At 55.9% G+C, this 19,836-nt stretch carries 20 protein-coding genes; 15 read left to right on the top strand and 5 right to left on the bottom strand.

All coding sequences use genetic code 11. The features are described from left to right. The first annotated feature begins 7 nt into the window (after positions 1-7). The 7 genes from rimM (at position 8) to leuB (ending at position 5,793) form a co-directional block, all read left to right on the top strand. Positions 8-682 carry a ribosome maturation factor RimM gene (gene rimM, locus TH5_RS12405; RefSeq protein ID WP_085642292.1) on the top strand — a complete coding sequence of 225 codons (675 nt, stop codon included), beginning with the start codon at positions 8-10 and terminating at the stop codon, positions 680-682. Between the two features lie 3 nt (positions 683-685). After that, on the top strand, positions 686-1,402 hold the full coding sequence (trmD, locus tag TH5_RS12410) for a tRNA (guanosine(37)-N1)-methyltransferase TrmD (protein WP_062951620.1): 717 nt from the start codon (positions 686-688) through the stop codon (positions 1,400-1,402). Positions 1,403-1,405: 3 nt separating this feature from the next. Then, positions 1,406-1,810 (top strand): 50S ribosomal protein L19, encoded by a 405-nt coding sequence (rplS, locus tag TH5_RS12415; RefSeq protein WP_007089127.1) that lies wholly within the window; start codon positions 1,406-1,408, stop codon positions 1,808-1,810. A 566-nt stretch (positions 1,811-2,376) separates the two neighbouring features. After that, complete coding sequence (leuC, locus tag TH5_RS12420; RefSeq protein WP_114122126.1) at positions 2,377-3,783, top strand: 3-isopropylmalate dehydratase large subunit; 1,407 nt, start codon at positions 2,377-2,379, stop codon at positions 3,781-3,783. 11 nt (positions 3,784-3,794) lie between these two features. Beyond that, positions 3,795-3,983, top strand: a complete 189-nt coding sequence (locus tag TH5_RS12425; protein ID WP_114122127.1) for a hypothetical protein — start codon at positions 3,795-3,797, stop codon at positions 3,981-3,983. Between the two features lie 5 nt (positions 3,984-3,988). Next, complete coding sequence (gene leuD, locus TH5_RS12430) at positions 3,989-4,600, top strand: 3-isopropylmalate dehydratase small subunit (RefSeq protein ID WP_062951623.1); 612 nt, start codon at positions 3,989-3,991, stop codon at positions 4,598-4,600. A gap of 89 nt (positions 4,601-4,689) precedes the next feature. Beyond that, on the top strand, positions 4,690-5,793 hold the full coding sequence (gene leuB / locus TH5_RS12435; protein WP_114122128.1) for a 3-isopropylmalate dehydrogenase: 1,104 nt from the start codon (positions 4,690-4,692) through the stop codon (positions 5,791-5,793). Positions 5,794-5,847: 54 nt separating this feature from the next. On the opposite strand, the gene sigJ is transcribed toward leuB, so the two are convergent. The 4 genes from sigJ to TH5_RS12455 all read right to left on the bottom strand — a co-directional run bounded on the left by sigJ (position 5,848) and on the right by TH5_RS12455 (position 9,211). Then, complete coding sequence (sigJ, locus tag TH5_RS12440; protein WP_244204902.1) at positions 5,848-6,732, bottom strand: RNA polymerase sigma factor SigJ; 885 nt, start codon at positions 6,730-6,732, stop codon at positions 5,848-5,850. Between the two features lie 115 nt (positions 6,733-6,847). Then, entirely contained in the window at positions 6,848-7,282 is a 435-nt protein-coding gene (locus TH5_RS12445; RefSeq protein ID WP_114122130.1) for a carboxymuconolactone decarboxylase family protein, read from the bottom strand. 110 nt (positions 7,283-7,392) lie between these two features. Further along, positions 7,393-7,818, bottom strand: coding sequence for a hypothetical protein (locus TH5_RS12450; RefSeq protein WP_062951627.1), 426 nt, complete (start codon positions 7,816-7,818; stop codon positions 7,393-7,395). Between the two features lie 157 nt (positions 7,819-7,975). Next, positions 7,976-9,211: an SAM-dependent methyltransferase gene (locus TH5_RS12455; RefSeq protein ID WP_244204903.1), complete on the bottom strand. Its 1,236-nt coding sequence runs from the start codon at positions 9,209-9,211 to the stop codon at positions 7,976-7,978. 419 nt (positions 9,212-9,630) lie between these two features. On the opposite strand from TH5_RS12455, the gene TH5_RS12460 reads away from it, so the two are divergent. The 7 genes from TH5_RS12460 (at position 9,631) to TH5_RS12490 (ending at position 17,041) form a co-directional block, all read left to right on the top strand. Further along, complete coding sequence (locus TH5_RS12460) at positions 9,631-10,650, top strand: aspartate-semialdehyde dehydrogenase (RefSeq protein WP_114122132.1); 1,020 nt, start codon at positions 9,631-9,633, stop codon at positions 10,648-10,650. A gap of 173 nt (positions 10,651-10,823) precedes the next feature. Then, the gene (locus tag TH5_RS12465; RefSeq protein ID WP_114122133.1) at positions 10,824-11,777 is read left to right on the top strand and encodes a sugar-binding transcriptional regulator; all 954 of its coding nucleotides are present in this window, start codon (positions 10,824-10,826) and stop codon (positions 11,775-11,777) included. 195 nt (positions 11,778-11,972) lie between these two features. After that, positions 11,973-13,286, top strand: coding sequence for an ABC transporter substrate-binding protein (locus TH5_RS12470; protein WP_114122134.1), 1,314 nt, complete (start codon positions 11,973-11,975; stop codon positions 13,284-13,286). 146 nt (positions 13,287-13,432) lie between these two features. Beyond that, entirely contained in the window at positions 13,433-14,305 is an 873-nt protein-coding gene (locus TH5_RS12475) for a carbohydrate ABC transporter permease (protein ID WP_114122135.1), read from the top strand. A gap of 10 nt (positions 14,306-14,315) precedes the next feature. Further along, a complete protein-coding gene (locus TH5_RS12480) occupies positions 14,316-15,146 on the top strand; it encodes a carbohydrate ABC transporter permease (RefSeq protein ID WP_062951632.1) in 831 nt (276 codons plus the stop codon). 39 nt (positions 15,147-15,185) lie between these two features. Then, positions 15,186-16,193 carry an ABC transporter ATP-binding protein gene (locus tag TH5_RS12485; RefSeq protein WP_114122136.1) on the top strand — a complete coding sequence of 336 codons (1,008 nt, stop codon included), beginning with the start codon at positions 15,186-15,188 and terminating at the stop codon, positions 16,191-16,193. 77 nt (positions 16,194-16,270) lie between these two features. Next, positions 16,271-17,041 carry an SDR family NAD(P)-dependent oxidoreductase gene (locus tag TH5_RS12490; protein WP_114122137.1) on the top strand — a complete coding sequence of 257 codons (771 nt, stop codon included), beginning with the start codon at positions 16,271-16,273 and terminating at the stop codon, positions 17,039-17,041. A 105-nt stretch (positions 17,042-17,146) separates the two neighbouring features. On the opposite strand, the gene TH5_RS12495 is transcribed toward TH5_RS12490, so the two are convergent. Beyond that, complete coding sequence (locus TH5_RS12495) at positions 17,147-18,370, bottom strand: winged helix-turn-helix domain-containing protein (RefSeq protein WP_114122138.1); 1,224 nt, start codon at positions 18,368-18,370, stop codon at positions 17,147-17,149. 200 nt (positions 18,371-18,570) lie between these two features. Between TH5_RS12495 and TH5_RS12500 the strand changes: the two genes are divergently transcribed. Further along, the coding region (locus TH5_RS12500) for an SLC13 family permease (RefSeq protein WP_147250099.1) at positions 18,571-19,836 on the top strand (1,266 nt) is incomplete at its 3' end.

Here is a 19,836-nt window from a genome sequence, read left to right on the forward strand (position 1 = left end):
AACCGAAATGGCTGATACCCGCAAATCCAAAACCGACGATGCATTTGTCTGCGTCGGCATGATCACCGCCCCGCACGGGGTGCGTGGTGCCGTGCGCGTCAAAAGCTATACCGTCGATCCGGATAACCTTGTCGGTTACGGCCCGTTGTTCGACGCCAAGGGACAGGCGAAATTCAAACTGTCTCCTGTCGGACATGTTCGCGACCAGCTGATCGCCAAGATCGATGGTGTGAACGACCGGGACGCCGCCGAACGGCTGCGGGGAACCAAGCTTTACGTACCGCGGACGGCCCTGCCGGAAACGGAAGACGAAGACGAATTCTATCTTGCCGATCTTGTCGGCCTGAAAGCCCATCATGTTGATGGTTCGCTGTTCGGGACCGTACGGGGTGTGGCTGATTTTGGCGCGGGCGATGTGATCGAAATCGCGCTGGAAGAAGTCCGTGGCAAAGTCGTCGTCCTGCCGTTTACCAAGGAAGTCGTGCCCGATGTGGTGCTTTCGGAACGCAAGCTGGTGGTAAATCCGCCCGAGGGGCTTTTGCAGGAAGAAGAAGGACCGGGAAATCGTACCCGTCGTCCGGGAAGCTCCCGCAAGGACTCTCAGGCCGACCGCGATTCTGATGCCGTCACTGCCGATGCAGTAGGCGCAGAAACTGCGACCGGCAGCGGAAAGGAGGCCTGATCGATGTCTGTGTGGCAGGCCAAGGTTGCAACCCTGTTCCCGGAAATGTTCCCGGGCGCGCTCGGTCAGTCTCTGGCCGGACGGGCACTGGAAAACGGGATCTGGTCGCTGGATGTCAAAGACATCCGTGATCATGCAACCGACCGTCACCGCACTGTTGACGACAATCCTTTCGGGGGGGGGGCCGGTATGGTCATGCGCCCGGATATTGTCGACGCCACCCTGCGTGAATTGCGTGCGGAAGCTCCGCAATTGCCGCTGATTTATCTCAGCCCGCGCGGGAAAATGCTGAACCAGAAACGTTGCCGCGAATTGGCAGCCGGACCGGGTGCCATCCTGTTGTGCGGTCGTTACGAAGGTATCGACCAGCGCGTACTTGATGAACACGCGGTCGAGGAAATCAGCATTGGCGATTACATCCTCATGGGCGGCGAACTGCCGGCCATGGTCCTGATTGAATCGTGCATTCGCCTTATCGAAGGTGTGGTCAACAAGACCGAATCCGTCGACGAGGAAAGCTTTGAAACCGGGTTGCTTGAATATCCGCATTACACGCGCCCGGCCAATTGGAACGGGCGTGACGTGCCGGAGATCTTGCTTTCCGGACATCATGCCAAGGTACAAGCCTGGCGGCATGCTCAGGCAGAAGAAATTACCCGTGCTCGGCGTCCTGACCTTTGGGATCAGTATGTCGCACGCGGGCACATCAAAGAGGGTTAAACCATGACCAACGCAATCATCCAGCAGATCGAAAAAGATCAGCTCGATAAAATCGCTGCAAAACGCGAAGTTCCGGAATTCGACGCAGGCGACACCGTCCGTGTTCACCTGAAAGTCGTTGAAGGTACCCGCGAACGTATCCAGCAGTTCGAAGGCGTATGCATCGCCAAGAAAAACCGCGGCCTGAACTCGTCCTTCACCCTGCGTAAAATCGCATCGGGCGAAGGTGTCGAGCGTATCTTCCAGAACTACTCCCCGGCGATCGACAAAATCGAAGTCGTCCGTCGTGGTGACGTTCGTCGCGCGAAACTTTACTACCTGCGTGGCCGTACCGGTAAATCGGCTCGTATCGCCGAACAGACCACCGGTCACAAAGGCAAACTGACTGCTGCAGAACGCAAGAAATAATCTGCGTTCCGTATCGTCGGAATGATCTGCGGGCTCACCTTCGGGTGGGCCCGTTTCTTTTGACCCGGCCCTCGAGCGACAAACAACTCCTTAATACACTTTATACGTGCATCATATCGAATCGCCGGTTTTCATGCCTGATTGATGTAGCGCGCGGAAACCTTGCGAATAACATATAACTTTATTTTATATCAGCTATCCCTGCTTTGATTTCCTACCCTTGGAATCTGATTGTTTTGACTACCACAGGGTGCTCAATTTTCCTTGAATCTACTTTGAGATGTAATTGCGTAAAAAAACACGCGCCCGGTTGCTTGCGATTTGGAAGCTTGAGTGTATAAAGGCACTCCCGCGGCAAAAACGATCAAGTCCGTGCGGTTCTGGATAATAAAATTTCGCATATCGGGACAAACCCGGATGCCCGGAGGAACAGGCGACACAGTGCGCCGCATGACATCGCAATCCATGGATTGCCGTCGTAAAAAACATCCCCGGTTTAACGTCCATTACCGGCACAACTGTCTTATCGTCGCTGCATACAAGATCGATTTTAAGAGGAGGTCGAGATGGGTGCGCCTAAAACCCTTTTTGACAAAATTTGGGAAAGTCACGTGGTCGATACGCAGGATGATGGTACCTGCCTGATTTATATTGACCGCCATCTCGTTCATGAAGTGACCAGCCCGCAGGCTTTCGAAGGCCTTCGCAATGCCGGCCGCAAAGTGCGCCACCCGGAACTCACCCTTGCCGTTCCGGATCATAACGTTCCGACCACGGACCGTTCCGAAGGCATCAAGGAAGAAGACAGCCGTATCCAGGTCAACACCCTTGACCAGAACGCCAAGGATACCGGTATCCATTACTTCCCGATGAATGACCTGCGTCAGGGCATCGTTCACATTGTCGGCCCCGAAGAAGGTTTCACCCTGCCGGGTGTCACCATGGTCTGCGGCGACTCGCACACCTCGACCCACGGCGCATTCGGCACCTTGGCATTCGGCATCGGCACGTCTGAAGTCGAACATGTTCTGGCGACCCAGACGCTGGTTCAGAAACCGGCGAAAAACATGCTGGTCAAGGTTGAAGGCGATCTACATCCGGGCGTTACCGCCAAGGACGTGACCCTTGCCATCATCGGCCGCATCGGCACGGCCGGTGGCACCGGTTATGTGATCGAATATGCCGGTTCGGCCATTCGTTCGCTGTCGATGGAAGGCCGCATGACGGTCTGCAACATGTCGATCGAAGGCGGTGCACGCGCGGGCCTCATCGCACCAGACGAAAAAACCTTTGAATATATCAAGGGCCGTCCGATGGCACCCAAAGGTGCAGCGTTCGAACAGGCTGTCGAATACTGGAAGACCCTGCCGTCTGACGAAGGTGCCCATTACGACAAGATCGTCGAAATCGATGCAGCAGACATCATCCCGCAGGTCACCTGGGGCACCAGCCCGGAAGACGTCGTACCAGTTAACGGCAAAGTACCGGCACCGTCCGATGCCAAGGATCCCGGCAAACAGAAAGCCATCGCCCGTTCGCTCGAATATATGGGCCTGACCGCAGGCACCAATATCGAAGACATCAGGATTGATCGCGTCTTTATCGGTTCCTGCACCAATGGCCGTATCGAAGACCTGCGCGCCGCGGCAGTTATCGCCAAGGGTCGCAAGGTTGCCGATCACGTCAGTGCCATGGTCGTTCCGGGTTCCGGTCTGGTCAAGGAACAGGCCGAAGCCGAAGGCCTGCACGAGATTTTCCTCGAAGCCGGCTTTGAATGGCGTGAACCGGGCTGCTCGATGTGCCTTGCGATGAACCCGGACCGTCTGGAACCGGGCGAGCGTTGCGCATCGACCTCCAACCGTAACTTCGAAGGCCGTCAGGGCCGTGGGGGCCGTACCCACCTGCTCAGCCCGGCGATGGCCGTGGCCGCAGCAGTTACCGGTCATCTGACTGACGTCCGCAAACTCGGTTAAGGCAGAAACCCATGGCAGAACGAGCATTCATCAGTTTCCGTGACGGCGCCGCGCGCTGTGGCCGGGCCCCGATCATCGAACAGTTGCTCCCGCAGCTGACCGGGATCAATCTGCCCGATTTCGTTGCGAAGGATATCGACGCAACAGAGGAACTGATCGAGGCACTCGGTCTTGCCTGGGAAACTGGAAGCAAGGGATAAGATTAATGGATAAGTTCACGACCCTCACCGGTGTGGCGGCACCGCTGCCGATGATCAATGTCGATACCGACATGATCATCCCGAAACAGTTCCTGAAAACCATCAAGCGTTCGGGCCTTGGCAAGAACCTGTTTGATGAAATGCGTTATGACGACAAGGGCAACGAAATCCCGGATTTCGTCCTGAACAAACCGGCCTATCGCAATGCCAAGATCATCGTATCGGGTGACAACTTTGGCTGTGGCTCGTCGCGCGAACATGCGCCGTGGTCGCTGCTTGATTTCGGCATTCGCTGCATCATCGCGCCAAGCTTTGCCGACATTTTCTATAACAACTGCTTCAAGAACGGCATTCTGCCGATCCGTCTGCCGCAGGAAGATGTCGACAAGCTGATGGATGACGCCGAACGCGGCGAAAATGCCACCATCACCATCGATCTTGAAAAACAGGAAATCCATGGTCCAGACGGCGGCTGCATCAAGTTTGATGTCGAACCGTTCCGCAAACATTGCCTGTTGAACGGCCTTGATGACATCGGTCTGACCCTGCAGAAGGGTGACGCGATCAATGATTTCGAAGCCAAGCGCGCTGCGTCGCAGCCCTGGCTGTCGCTGTAATTCAAAGTGGCGGCAGACCGTTCCGGTTTGCCGCCCTTTTTGTCGATACGGGGTGAACGGCCCCGATAATATCTGGGAAGGATTGTTTGATGAGCACCACCAAAAAAGTTCTGATGCTGCCCGGCGACGGCATTGGTCCCGAAGTCATGCGCCAGGTTCTGCGCGTCATGGACTGGATGGCCAAGAAGCGTAACGTCAATTTCGAAATCACCGAAGGTCTGATCGGTGGCGCGTCGATTGATGCGCACAACAATCCGCTGACCGACGAAACGCTTGCCGATGCTATGGCTGCCGATGCGGTTTTGCTCGGTGCCGTTGGTGGCCCGAAATGGGACAACCTTCCCTTCGAAATCAAACCGGAACGCGGCCTTCTGAAAATCCGCAAGGAAATGGGCCTGTTTGCCAACCTGCGTCCGGCCCTTGTGTTTGATGCGCTTGTCGGTGCCTCGACGCTGAAGGAAGACGTCGTCAAAGGTCTGGATATCATGATCCTGCGCGAATTGACCGGCGGCATATATTTCGGTCAGCCGCGCGGCATCGAAGAACGCGACGGTGTGCGTTTTGGCTTCAACACGCTGGTTTATTCCGAGCCGGAAGTTGAACGAATTGCCCGTGTCGCCTTTGACATGGCCATGAAACGCAACAAACGCCTGTGTTCGGTCGATAAGGCCAACGTTCTGGAATCGACCGTCCTGTGGCGCGAAGTTGTTGAACGCGTTGCCACGGACTTCCCGGAAGTCGAGGTCAGCCACATGTATGTCGATAACGCATCCATGCAGCTGGTCCGTAACCCAAAACAGTTCGACGTGATGGTCACCACCAACATGTTTGGCGACATCCTTTCCGACTGTGCCGCCATGTTGACCGGGTCGCTCGGTATGCTGCCGTCTGCATCGCTGGGTGCAGCGGATAAAAATGGTGCCCGCAAGGCGCTTTACGAGCCGGTGCACGGCTCCGCCCCGGACATCGCCGGTCAGGACATCGCCAACCCGCTGGCAACCATCCTGTCCTTCGCCATGATGCTGCGTTACTCGTTCGACATGGGCGATGATGCAACCATGATCGAAACCGCGGTTCAGAACGTTCTGAAAGGCGGACTGCGCACCGCTGACATCATGCAGCCGGGCATGGCAAAGGTTTCGACCACCGTCATGGGTGAATCGCTCATCAACGAACTCGACAAAATTGCCTGATCTTTCTGATCACGCCTCAAAGAACAAAGGCCGGATCATTGATCCGGCCTTTTTCTATGCTCGTCCCAGATGTTGCAGGAAAACAAGCTTGTCCGGGTTCCGGTGAACAAAAATATCCACCACCGCACCGTCTTTCTGTGCAAATCCAACGGCGGAGACAAGGCTTTCGCCTTCATGCAGCAGCAGCCAGTAATCTGTTCCGTCAAACGCGATGCTTTCCACCGCGTTCTCGGCCTTTTTGCGCCAGACACCGGTAAAGAAGCGCGCAACCTTTTCCGCGCCATAAATCGGATTTGCCGCCGCAGAGGCCTTGCCGCCGCTATCGGAATGCATGATCACATTGGGTGCCAACTGCCCGATCAGGGCCTGCAAATCCCCGCCGATCAGGGCATCGATAAAGGCGGCAACCTGCCCCTTATCGGCGGCTTCACTATCGGGAACCGGTGTCGGGTCGCGGTCATGTTCGCGGTTCACCTTGCGGCGCGCGCGAAACAGGATCTGGCGGGTGTTGTTTTCGGTCCGCTCGATCACCGGGGCAATTTCCTCGTGTGACCAGTCAAAAACATCATGCAGGACAAGGGCAACCCGCTCGACCGGTCCCAAGCGTTCAAGCATCATCACATAGGCCTGCCCCAAACCATCCCGTTCAATCAGGTTGCTTTCGGCTTCTGCCTCAACCACCGGCGCCCAAGGTTCGGGCAACCACTGCCCGACATAGTTTTCACGCTGGCGGCGGGCCGATTTCAGAACATCAAGGCAGATATTGCTGCATACCCGCACCAGCCACGCCGTGGCATCGCGAATGTCATCCTTTGCTGTCGCCCGCCAGCGCAACCAGACATCCTGCACGGCATCTTCGGCATCGGCATGACTGCCCAGCATGCGATAGGCCAGGGCATGCAGCCGCCCGCGATGAGTTTCGAAAACCTGATCTGCCATGCGATCCCCGTCAAACACATGAAGCGATACGGGACAAGCCCGTATCGCCGATTTGGTGGTCATCCTGCCCGATAGGTCTGACGAAGCAAAGACCCTATAGGATCGGGGATTGCGATCAGGCAAACTCATGCTGCGCAATACCAAGACGGTTCCAAGCATTCATTGTTGAAATGATGCAGGTCAGCTCGGAAATGGCGTCTTTTTCGAAATGATCGACAAGATTGCGATAGCTTTGCGAAATACGGTCCTGATCAACGGCCTCTGTCAGGCATTCGGCCCAATCAAGTGCTGCCCGTTCGGCTTCGTCATACCCTTTGGCCGCACGCCAGATCGCCAGCATGGTCACCTTGATCGCATCACCGCCGTGATCGGCATGACTTTTCGAATGCATGCGCAGGCAATGCGAACATCCATTGATTTGCGACACCCGGCATTCCACCAGATCGCGCAGGACACGCGGGATCTGCGGGTTACCTTCAAGGCTGCTGGCAAGACCCAGCATCGCTTCAAAAATTTTCGGGCTCGATTTCGGAACGTCAAAACGGCTCATCATGTTTCTCCGTGATTGCAAACCGGGGGAAATTCCCCTCTGCAATCAGGACGAAACAGCTTTGGCCCGCGTTACATATCCGGCCAAAAAACTTTATCGCGCCCGAAATTCTATACGATGCGGGTCTTTTTCAGGGCTTCGACGACTTCTTCATGCATGACCCAATGCCAGTCTTCGCTGTTTTGCTGCGCACCATCGGCCAATGTGAAAACCGCTGCCAGATAATCGCTGACATCGGATTTGCAGGTCGGCAATTCGGCCGCTGCCGCAATCTTGCGGGCCAGTTTGCCGTATTTCTTGTTCCCGATCCGCGACCCGAAATGACCAATGGTATTTGCCAGCTGATTACCAGTGATTTCACGCCCCGGTGCCTTGGCATGGGCGCGAAGCATATCGCGTTCGCAACTGGATATCTCGATGGATTTAAGCGCACGGACATAATCATCAACGCGGCCGATATGCGGTCCGGTACGGTGGGTAATCTGGGTGGAATATGCACGTGTAACCGGGTTATCCCGGTGTGTCATGTTCAGCATGTTGTTTCCTCCCGAAGGAACAACCGGGTATGAACACCGCGCGCCGTGCCGGTTGACCCACGACACGCATTATCGAAGTTCGGACTCTGCGGCCCGTTTGAACATTGGGTATATATGGGTCGGGCCATCGCAAAACGACAGCCCGACCGACGCGTTTTTACGTAAAACGATAACCGGGTTTGGTGAAAACAAACTGCCCGACCCGCATGCCACCGCCGCCTTCGCGCTCGTCAAAGGCATTTATGCAGCCCGCCAGATAAAATTCCCACATCCGTTTAAACTCGGTGTCGTATTTTTCCCGGTCAAGCTGATCGGCAATCTCGCGGAACCGGTCGCGCCATGCGATCAGGGTTCGGGCATAGTTCAGTCCCGCGTGAAAGTGCGATGCTTCGACTTTAAGGTCGGCATTCTCGGCAGCTTCGATCACTTCATGCACCGCCGGAATATAACCACCGGGGAAAATATAGCGATCAATCCACGGCGATGTGAATTCCGGGCGCGGCTTGATGATCGTATGGATCACCGCCCGCCCCCCGGCTTTCAGCAATTTGCCGACCTTCTCGAAATAGGTTTTGAACTGCGGCCGCCCGACATGTTCAAACATGCCGACCGAAACAACCCGATCGTATTTCCCTTCATTCGCATCGGCAAACAGCCGGTAATCCAGAAGATGATATCCAAGACCTTCATGGAAATTATCAGGCAGTTCCTCTTTGCGTTCCAGCGCCCAGTTATATTGCTCGGTCGAAAGGGTGATACCATGCACCTCCGCCCCGGTCGTGCGCCGGATAAAGCGGCTAAGCCCACCCCAGCCACAGCCAATATCAACCACCCGAAGATCGGGCTGATCGATCTTCAGACGCTGGGTCGTCAGGCTCATCTTGCGGTTTTGCGCTTCTTCCAGCGTCTGGGCACCATCATCCCAGAAGGCGCAGGAATACTGCATTTCCGGATCAAGGAACCGGGTATAAAGGTCATTGCCGATATCATAATGATGGCGCACGCGGCGTGATGCGGCCTTGACCGAGGTGAATTGCGCGATCTGGAATTTAAGCGATTGCAGCTTTTCGATGAACAGACCAAATCCGTTTGCCGAATGGCCGCCTTCGAAATTAAGCCGCAAGACCCTGATCAGGTCCTCCATCTCGCCGGAAACAACATCGAAACCGCCACGCATATAGGATTCGCCAAATCCCGGATCAGGACTTAGCGCCATTTTCAAGGTGTCGGTCCAGTTCGGTACAGTCATTGTTGCCCTAGGATCGCTGCCATCCCCCAGAACAATCTCGTGTCTATCGCCCGCCCGGAATACCAATGTTCCGCGCGTGACATGTTCCCGGAAAAAATCGAGAACCTTTTTTTGTGTCCAGTCCAGTGTCATCGGGTACGTCATCTGCCGTCCTTTTTAAGCCGGAAATGCCATCGCCCCACGTAAAACCCGTCGCCGGATTTCACATAAGTACCGGACCCTAAATCAGGATCGTCTGGTCAATCGTTCGAAAAGGAAATGCGGAAACGGCTACTTGGTGCGCCGCGTACCCGCAGACAGTGAAAACAGAAAACTCAAAGCCGGGGCCGAACGATTCTGATTTAGGGTTCGGTACTCGAACCCCGTGGATAATTCTGCCAGATTTTTTTGCAATCTCAAGAGGTAAAAGCCAATGATCTCCTTGCGTGCCCCTCGATAAAACCTTACATCTCGCGTCATACTGTACAGACGATTATCCACAGGCATATGCAAAACGCGATTGTCCTCTACCAAAGAAGGGCAAAGTGTATGGGCACTGCCAGAATGACTGAAAGAGGCTCCTGATGGGCTATAAAATCGCCGTTGTCGGCGCGACCGGAAATGTCGGGCGCGAGATGCTCAACACCCTTGAAGAACGCGCATTCCCGGCTGACGAAATTTTCGCACTCGCCTCCTCGCGTTCTGTCGGCCGCGAACTGGATTACGGTGACAAGGAACTTAAGGTCCTGGATGCCGCAACCTTCGACTTTTCCAAGGTCGATATCGCGCTGTTCTCGGCTGGTGGCGCAACGGCCAAAACGCTTGCACCCAAGGCTGCCGCAGCGGGCTGCGTTGTCATCGACAATTCCAGCTATTGGCGGATGGAGCCGGGCGTACCGCTTGTCGTGCCCGAAGTAAATGGTGCCGCACTGGCCGGATACGCCAAGAAAAACATCATCGCCAATCCGAACTGCTCGACCATCCAGATGGTCATGGCGCTTAAACCCCTGCATGACCTGCAACCGATCAAACGCGTTGTGGTTTCAACCTATCAGTCGGTTTCCGGTGCCGGTCGGTTGGCTATGGATGAATTGTTCAACCAGACCAAAGGCATTTACGTCAACGATCTGCCAGTCAAGGAACAGTTCACCAAACAGATCGCCTTTAACGTCATTCCGCATATCGACGAATTCATGGATGACGGTTCGACCCGCGAAGAATGGAAAATGACCGCTGAAACCCGCAAAATCCTTGATCCGGATATCGCGGTTCATGCGACCTGCGTGCGGGTGCCGGTCTTTGTCGGCCATGCCGAAGCGGTGAATATCGAATTCGAACAGCCGGTCACCGTCGAAGAAGCCCGCAAGGCAATGAAGAATTTTCCCGGTGTTTCAGTCGTCGATTACCGTCAGGACGAGGGATATGTCACCCCTCAGGAAGTTCAGGGCGAGGACAATGTTTTCGTTTCACGCGTGCGCAAGGATCCGACGGTCGAAAACGGGCTTTCGCTGTGGTGTGTGGGCGACAACCTGCGCAAAGGGGCCGCCCTTAACGCGGTCCAGATCGCCGAAATGCTGGTCGCGGAATATCTGCCAAAGAAATAATCGCAACCGCAATGAACGTCTTCGAAACCCGCCGATCCCGGCGGGTTTCTTTTTGCCCGGATCATTCCCGCTGGTCAGAGCCGTAAAAAAACGATAGGGAATTTAGGATAGACTGATCAACGCACGCGCCATCAGTGTTGCGATCCATAAAGAAAAATAAATCGAGGGCAGGGATGGTTAAACGAACACGCAAAGAAGCTGCAAGGCTTGACGAAGCCGCCCGCGCGGGCTGGCTGTATTACTGTGCTGGCAACACGCAGGACGAAATCGCCACCAAACTTGGCGTTTCGCGTCCGACCGCCCAGCGTCTGGTGTCTGCGGCCATAAGCGAAGGTCTGGTCAAGGTGCGCCTTGACCATCCGATTGCGCGCTGCATGGAACTGGCCGCTTCACTGTGCAAGGAATACGGCCTTGCCAATTGTGATGTGGTGCCAACCGACCCGGCCGCTCCCGATGCCATGTTTGGCATGACACAGACGGCTGCGACCTATCTTGAACGCGTTCTGCAATCCCCTGATCCCAAGATCATCGCGGTGGGCACGGGGCGCGCCATGCGTGGCATGGTCGACGAAGTTCAACGCGTCGATGCCCGCCATCACAAGATCGTATCGCTGGTCGGGACGATTGCCCACGACGGTGCGGCAAGTTTTTATGATGCGGTCACCGATCTGGCCGACAGAACTCGCGCGCCGCATTATCCGCTGCCGATCCCGGTGATTGTCGAAAGTGCCAATGTGCGCGCCCAGATGCAGCAACAGCCGCCCATGGATAACATCATGCACCTTGCCGCCAAGGCCGATGTGCGCTTTGTCGGGGTTGGTGATCTTGGCGTCGACGCGCCGCTTTATATCGATGGTTTCATCAGCAAGGATGAATTGCGGTCGCTTCAAAAGAACGGCGGCATCGGCGAGGTTGTCAGTTGGTCATTCGATGAAAATGGCGTGATCCTTGATCATGACGTCAATCATCGCGTCACCAGTGCACCGATCCATATTCCGGCGCAAAATACGATTGCCGTCGCCAAGGGTGCCAAAAAAGTCGCCGCGATTCGCGGGGCGATGCGCGGCAAACTAATCACGACGCTAATCACCGACGAAGCCACTGCCGAAGCTTTGCTGCACGCGTAACCACCGCAAAACGCCTTTTGAATCAAGACAAAGAACAACCCCGTCAAAAGTTTTGGCGGGGTTTTCTTGTTGCAGCGCAAAAACGATTTCGTTTGACAAAGCACCCTCAAATTGAGTGAATGCTCATTACCTGAACAAATGATCAAACGGGCAAGATAATTTGCCCATCGGGTACACAGTCCTTTGGGAGGAACTATGAAACGCGTAACGGGAGCAGCGCTTTGCGCGCTGTTGGCAGGCGGTGTCGCATTCTCCGCCAATGCCGAAACAAAACTTACCATTGCTACCGTGAACAACGGTGACATGATCCGCATGCAGAAGCTGACGGATGACTTCACCTCCAAAAACCCCGACATTTCCCTTGAATGGGTTACGCTCGAAGAAAATACCCTGCGTCAGCGTGTCACCACCGACATCGCCACCAAGGGCGGTCAGTATGACATCATGACGATCGGCACCTACGAGGTTCCGATCTGGGCCGAAAAGGGCTGGCTGGCACCGCTCGATAACCTTGGTGCCGATTACGATACCGATGACATCATGCCCGCCATCCGTTCCGCAGTGAGCAACGATGGCAAGCTTTATGCGGCACCTTTCTATGCCGAAAGCTCGATGATGATGTACCGCACCGATCTGTTCGAAAAAGCAGGCATCACCATCAATGGTCGTCTGACCTGGGACCAGACGCTCGACATCGCCAAAAAGCTTCATGACCCGGATAATGGTGTTTATGGCATCTGCCTGCGCGGCAAAGCCGGCTGGGGCGAAAACATGGCGCTGATCACCACCATGGGCAATGCCTATGGCGCGCGCCTGTTTGACGAGAACTGGAACCCGACCTTCGACAGTCCCGAGTGGAAAAACGCACTCGATATGTATGTCGAAATCCTCGGCAAATATGGTCCTCCGGGTGCAACATCGAACGGCTTCAATGAAAACCTTTCGCTGTTCAACTCGGGCAAATGCGGCATGTGGATTGATGCAACCGTTGCAGCATCCTTTGTCAGCAACCCGAAAGAATCGACCGTTGCCGACAAGGTTGGCTTCACCGAAGCCCCATGTGCCGAAACCTGCACTGGTGCCAACTGGCTCTGGGCATGGAACCTTGGCATCCCGACCGGCTCCCAGAAAGTCGAAGCCGCCCAGAAATTCATCGCCTGGGCAACCTCGAAAGACTATCTGGAACTCGTAGCCTCCAAGGAAGGCTGGGCCAACGTTCCGCCGGGCACCCGTATGTCCCTGTACGAAAACCCGAAATATCTGGAAGCCGCACCGTTTGCTGACGAGACCCTTCTCGCCATCGACAGTGCCGATCCGATCAATTCTACCATGAAGCCGAAACCTTATGTCGGTGTTCAGTTTGCCGCTATCCCTGAATTCCAGGGTATCGGTACCACAGTAGGCCAGCAGTTCTCTGCCGCACTGGCCGGTTCCTCGACTGTTGAAGATGCGCTTGCAGCCGCTCAGTCAGGCACCGATCGCACCATGCGCAAGGCTGGTTACTACTGATGCATGACGGGCCAGTGCTCTGCTTCGTGCAATGAGTTCTGGCCTGTGCCTCCTTGACCTGATGAACTTGGGGTGGCGGCACTTCTGACCGCCACCCTCTTTCCATCCGGATCGAGGCAACAGGGACTTCAAACAGGGAGCACATCATGTCGACACGGTCCTCTACCCTGACCGGGCGCATTATGTCTGCACCGTCGATCATCGCGCTGTTCTTGTGGATGATCGTGCCGTTGGGCATGACAATCTATTTTTCGTTCCTGCGTTACAACCTGCTCTCTCCCGGTATGGAAGAATGGGTCGGCACGCTGAACTATGAATTCTTCCTGACCGACCCGGCATTCTTTGCATCGCTCGCCAATACGCTTCTGCTGGTGGGATCGGTTCTTGTGATTACGGTGATCGGCGGCGTTTTGCTGGGCCTGATGCTTGATCAGCCGATCTTTGGCCGCGGCATCCTGCGTCTGCTGGTGATTGCCCCCTTCTTCATCATGCCGACCGTAAATGCGCTGGTTTGGAAAAACCTTCTGATGCATCCGGTATCGGGCATGTTTGCCTGGATCGCGAACTCGCTTGGCTTCCAGTCAATCGACTGGTTTTCCGAGGCACCGCTGACCGCGATCATCATCATGGTGTCATGGCAATGGCTGCCCTTTGCCGTGCTGATCCTGCTGACCGCCCTGCAGTCGCTTGACCGCGATCAGAAGGAAGCCGCCCAGATGGATGGCGCCGGTCCGGTTTCGATTTTCTTCTATATCACGCTGCCCCATCTCAGCCGTGCGATCACGGTCGTCGTGCTGATCGAGACGATCTTCCTGCTGACCGTCTTTGCCGAAATTTTCGTGACCACCGGTGGTGGCCCGGGTCTGGCAACGACGAACATCGCCTTCCTCGTCTATACGCAGGCTCTGCTGCAATACGACGTTGGCGGCGCATCGGCGGGCGGCATTGTTGCTGTCGTTCTGGCAAATATCGTGGCGATCTTCCTGATCCGCCTCATTGGCAAGAACCTGGACAGGTAAGGGACACGAGATGGAAAACAAACAAACACCCCTTGGCCATATCGGTTTCTCGATCTTTGCCTGGATTGTCGGCCTTCTGATCTTCTTCCCGATTTTCTGGATGGTCCTGACCAGCTTCAAGACCGAACTTGAAGCCGTATCGATACCGCCAAGCTTCATTTCGTTTGACTGGACGCTGGAAAACTATGCCGAGGTCCAGGCACGATCCGATTATTTCCGGTTCGCCATGAACTCGGTCATCCTGTCGGTCGGCTCAACTCTGGTGGGTCTGCTTTTTGCCGTGCCCTGCGCATGGGCTATGGCTTTCAATCCGACCAAACGGACCAAGGACGCCCTCCTGTGGATGCTGTCGACCAAGATGATGCCGCCGGTCGGCGTCCTGGTCCCAATCTATCTGGTATTCCGTGACTGGGGCCTGCTTGATACCCGGTTCGGCCTGATCATGGTTCTGTTCCTGATGAACCTGCCGATCATGGTCTGGATGCTTTACACCTATTTCAAGGAAATCCCGAGCGACATCCTTGAAGCCGCCCGCATGGATGGTGCCACCCTGCCCAAGGAAATCATCTTTGTGCTGTTGCCAATGGCGGTGCCGGGCATTGCCTCGACCATGCTGCTCAACATCATCCTGGCCTGGAACGAAGCTTTCTGGACCCTGAACCTGACGACGGCCGATGCCGCACCGCTGACCGCTTTCATTGCATCCTATTCCAGTCCGGAAGGGTTGTTCTGGTCCAAGCTTTCGGCGGCCTCGACGCTGGCGGTCGCACCGATCCTTATCATCGGCTGGTTCTCGCAGAAACAGCTTGTTCGTGGCCTGACATTTGGCGCGGTCAAGTAACCGCTGCCTGATCGAAATTCAACAAGAAGGAACACCGAAATGGGTGCTATCCGACTGGAAAAAGTCAAGAAAACCTTCGGGACACTGGATGTTATTCCGGGTGTGGACCTTGACATCAATGATGGTGAATTCGTCGTCTTTGTCGGCCCGTCGGGCTGCGGCAAATCCACCCTGCTTCGCCTGATCGCCGGTCTTGAAGACGTTACCGACGGCAAGATCCTGATCAACGGGGTCGATGTCGCCAACGAGGCACCGGCAAAACGCGGGCTGTCGATGGTGTTTCAGTCCTATGCGCTTTACCCGCATATGACGGTATATAACAACATCGCCTTTGGCCTGAAAATGGCCGGTGAAAGTAAAGCCGTCATCGACGAAAAGGTCCAGAACGCGGCAAAAATCCTGAACCTGACCGATTATCTGGAACGCCGCCCCGGCGCGCTTTCCGGTGGTCAGCGTCAGCGTGTCGCGATCGGGCGTGCGATTGTGCGCAACCCGGCAGCCTTCCTGTTTGATGAACCGCTCTCGAACCTTGATGCGGCCCTTCGCGTCAATATGCGTCTTGAAATCACCGGTCTTCATCAGGAACTGAAAACCACAATGATCTATGTGACCCACGATCAGGTCGAAGCCATGACCATGGCCGACAAGATCGTCGTGTTGCAGGCAGGCCGTGTGGAACAGGTCGGCAAGCCGATGGACCTTTATAACAATCCCGCCAACAAGTTTGTCGCAGGCTTCATCGGCTCGCCAAAAATGAACTTCATCGGTGGCGATTACGCCAAAAAGCACGACTGCCACGAAATCGGCATTCGTCCCGAACATGTCGCGGTCAGCACCGAAAGCGGCGACCTTCCTGCAACCGTCAAGATTGCCGAACATCTTGGTGCCGAAACCTATCTGCACGTCAATGCAGGGGGCTTTGGCCCGATGACAGTGCGCGCAACCGGCGAAGTCCCGCTGGGCGAACATGACAAGATCTGGCTGACCCCGGAACAGGACCGCATCCATCGCTTTGACGCGAACGGCATCGCACTGGGCAAGCTTTAAGATTTCCAAACAACCGGGCCCCATTGCCCCACACGCCATGCGGCCCCGCCTTACCACCACAAGAATGTGAGACCAAAATGTACCTTAAGAAGTTCGATCTTACCGGACGCCGCGCCTATGTCACCGGGGGCGGTCGCGCAATTGGCCTGTCATGCTGCGAGGCACTGGCAGAAGCAGGCGCGCATGTCATTATCGGTGACATCAGCGAAGGTGTAGCCGAAGAAGGCCGTGATTACCTGAAGTCGAAGGGCTATACCGCCGATATCGACATCATGGACGTCACCAACACCGATCAGGTCCGTACCAGTGCCGAAAAAATGGCCCGTGAAGGCGGCGTTGACATTCTGGTCAACAATGCCGGTATCGCCCGTTCGGAAACACCGGCCGAAACCGTGACCGACGAACATTGGCTCAACGTCATTGACGTCAACCTGAACGGCACATTCTGGTGCTGCCGCGAATTTGGCAAACTGATGCTGGCCAAGAAAAACGGCGTGATCGTCAATGTCGGCTCCATGTCGGGCTTCATTGTCAACAAGCCGCAGGAACAGGCCTATTACAACGCATCCAAGGCCGCCGTGCATCATCTGACCAAGTCGCTTGCCGCCGAATGGGGCGGGCGTGGTGTTCGTGTCAATGCGGTTGCACCGACCTATATCGCAACACCGTTAAATGAATTCGTGAAATCCAAGCCGGACATGTATGACGCCTGGATCAATGGCACCCCGATGGCCCGCCTTGGACTGACCGAGGAAATCGGATCGGTCGTGCTGTTCCTGGCATCCGACGCGTCCAGCCTGATGACCGGCTCCATTGTCCTGGCTGATGGGGGTTATACCTGCTGGTAAGGCACAGGTAAAACTGTTGATCGCATTGTCCTGAAGCTTCTGCGATCAGGTCAGGACCGTGGTGGAACGGGGCGTGGTTGTGGGACCTACGCCCCGTTCACCTTTTTAGTCTTGATGCTGACCGGCCAGATACACCGAAAACGGATTGCACGGGACAACCACGACACCCGAAAGTCCCAAAAACCGCGCCAGTCGCGACAGATGCACCATCAGATCGCCCGCAACGGTGGCCGCATCACATCCCTCTTCCAGATGCGCGCTCTGCACCCGAAGAACCCCTTCCTGCCGATCTGCTTTCAGATCAACACGCGCAACAAATTCCCCGTTCCGCATGAACGGCAGAACGTAATAGCCATATTGCCGTTTTTCCGCCGGGACATAAATTTCGATCCGGTAATTGAAACCGAAAATCCGTTCCACCCGGTCGCGTTCCCACATGATCGGATCAAACGGCACCATCAGGGCGGTTGGCTTCGCCCGGCAGCGCGGATTGACATGCGGGCACAAATATCCCGGCTGCTTCCAGCCCTCGACATCCGCCTGCAACAACTCGCCGTCTTCGACCATTTCGGCAACCCGTGCCTTGGCATCCTCTGTCGGCAGGCGGAAATATTTTCGAAGATCAGCCTCGGTCGCGATGCCCATCGCAGCAATCCCGTTGCGGATCAGGGCACGCTGGGCCTCTGCGCGCGGCATTGGCGGCTCAAGCGCCTCCGGCCCGATGATCCGTTCGGGCAGATCATAGACCCGCTCGAAACTGGTGCGCCGTTTGCGCGCCATCACCTGCCCGCTCCAGAACAGGAATTCCATCGCGGTTTTGGTTTTCGACCATCCCCACCATTTCGAACTGGAAGCCCCTTCCTGTTCCAGATCACTGGCGGCAAGTGCCCCTTCCCTTTCGATCCGATCCAGAATGCTGCGCACAAACTCAGGATGATCACGGATCATTTTGGCGATCTGCCCCCAGGTGCCTTTGCCCTCGGCGGCATCCGCCATGCGCCAGCGATAAAACCGGTAATCCTCAACCGGGATCATCGATGCCTCGTGGCCCCAATATTCAAACAACCGCCGCTGCCGGGCGTTGCCCCAGCTCAGTTGATCAAGATCGACCGGGTCATAAACGCCAAGCCGCGAAAAAACCGGCATATAATGCGCACGCGTCAGAACATTGACACTGTCGACCTGTAACATGCCGGTCTGGCGAATGGCTTTCATGATCCGGCGTTTGGTCACCGGGCGGCTTTCGTCCTGATCAAACCCCTGCGCGGCAAGGGCCAGATTGCGCGCCTGTCGGGCGGATACGGAAATCGCGGATTTGTCGTTAATCATGGTGGCCTTTGAAAAATCGCAAAGAAAAACAGTGTGATGGTATCATACCCTCCTGACAATTATGTCAGTAGGTTACAGGAACATTTCGATGGGCCGGATCGTTTCCTATGGCCGGTTTCTATTCCCCGTTGCATCTATGTTTCTGCCATCTTTGATCCAGACCCTGTTTTCAACCCGATGAAGCAACCAGACAGACATCCATGGAACTCGAACAAATTCTGATCCTTGCCATTCTTGTCGGAACGGTCGTGATGTTCCTCTGGGGCCGCTGGCGTCATGACATGGTTGCGATGGCATCCCTGCTCTGCTGCGTGGTCGCCGGGCTGGTCCCGGTTGACGGGGCCTTTCAGGGGTTTGGTCATCCGGCAGTGATCACGGTTGCCTGTATCCTGATCCTGTCATCAGCACTCCAACAATCGGGCGCGGTCGATAACCTGACCCGCATGGTTCTGCCGCAATCCGCCGGTCCGGTCGTGACCATGGCCGCCCTCAGCCTGCTGGCGGCCATCCTGTCGGCCTTTATGAACAATGTCGGCGCGCTGGCGCTTCTGATGCCCGTCGCCCTGCAAATCGCCGCCAAACAAAACCTGCCACCGGGCAAAATCCTGATGCCGCTGGCCTTCGGGTCGATCCTGGGCGGCATGACCACCCTGATCGGCACGCCGCCCAACCTGATCGTTGCCGGTTTCCGGGCGGAGGCCAGGGATGGCGGCTTTACGATGTTTGATTATACCCCGGTCGGGATTGTTGTTGCCGCCGCCGGTCTGATTTTCGTCATGGTGTTTGGCCGCTGGCTTGTTCCCACCCGCGAGCGTGCCGGGGCAGAGGGCTTTGAAACCGGTTCCTACCTGACCGAGGCACGCATTGCCGCGGGCAGCAAGGCGATCGGCATGATGCTGCGCGATGTAAACCGCGAACTTGAAAAAGGCGACGCACAGGTCATCGGACTGATCCGCAATGAAAAACGCATTCCTGCCCCCAATCCGTTTCGCGAACTGCATGAAAACGACATCCTGATCATCGAAGCCGATCCCGAAGCACTGGCCATTGCCCTGTCCGCCCTTGATTTGAAGCTCGAAGAAGAATTACGCGATCTGGAGGCACAGGCAAAGGCGGCGGAACAACCGGAAGATAAAGGCGATACGGATGCACCGAAAGCCCCGGAAGTAAAGACAATTGCCGCCAAATCAGCAAAGGCCGAAAAGAAAGCCGACACGCCCGAAACTGATGCGAAAAACCCGGATAACAGCCGTCGCGCTGCGATCCAGTCCGATGATATCGCGCTCATGGAACTGGCAATTTTGCCAAACTCCGGCTTTATCGGCAGATCGGCAACCGACATCAATCTGCGCACCCGTTATGGCGTGAACCTTTTGGCGGTATCCCGGCAGGGCCAACGCTCCATGGCGCGCCTTCGCACCATGTCGATGAAGGCCGGCGACGTCCTTCTGATGCAGGGACCGCCC

This window comes from Thalassospira xianhensis MCCC 1A02616 (genome assembly GCF_003326475.1).
GTDB lineage: Bacteria > Pseudomonadota > Alphaproteobacteria > Rhodospirillales > Thalassospiraceae > Thalassospira > Thalassospira xianhensis.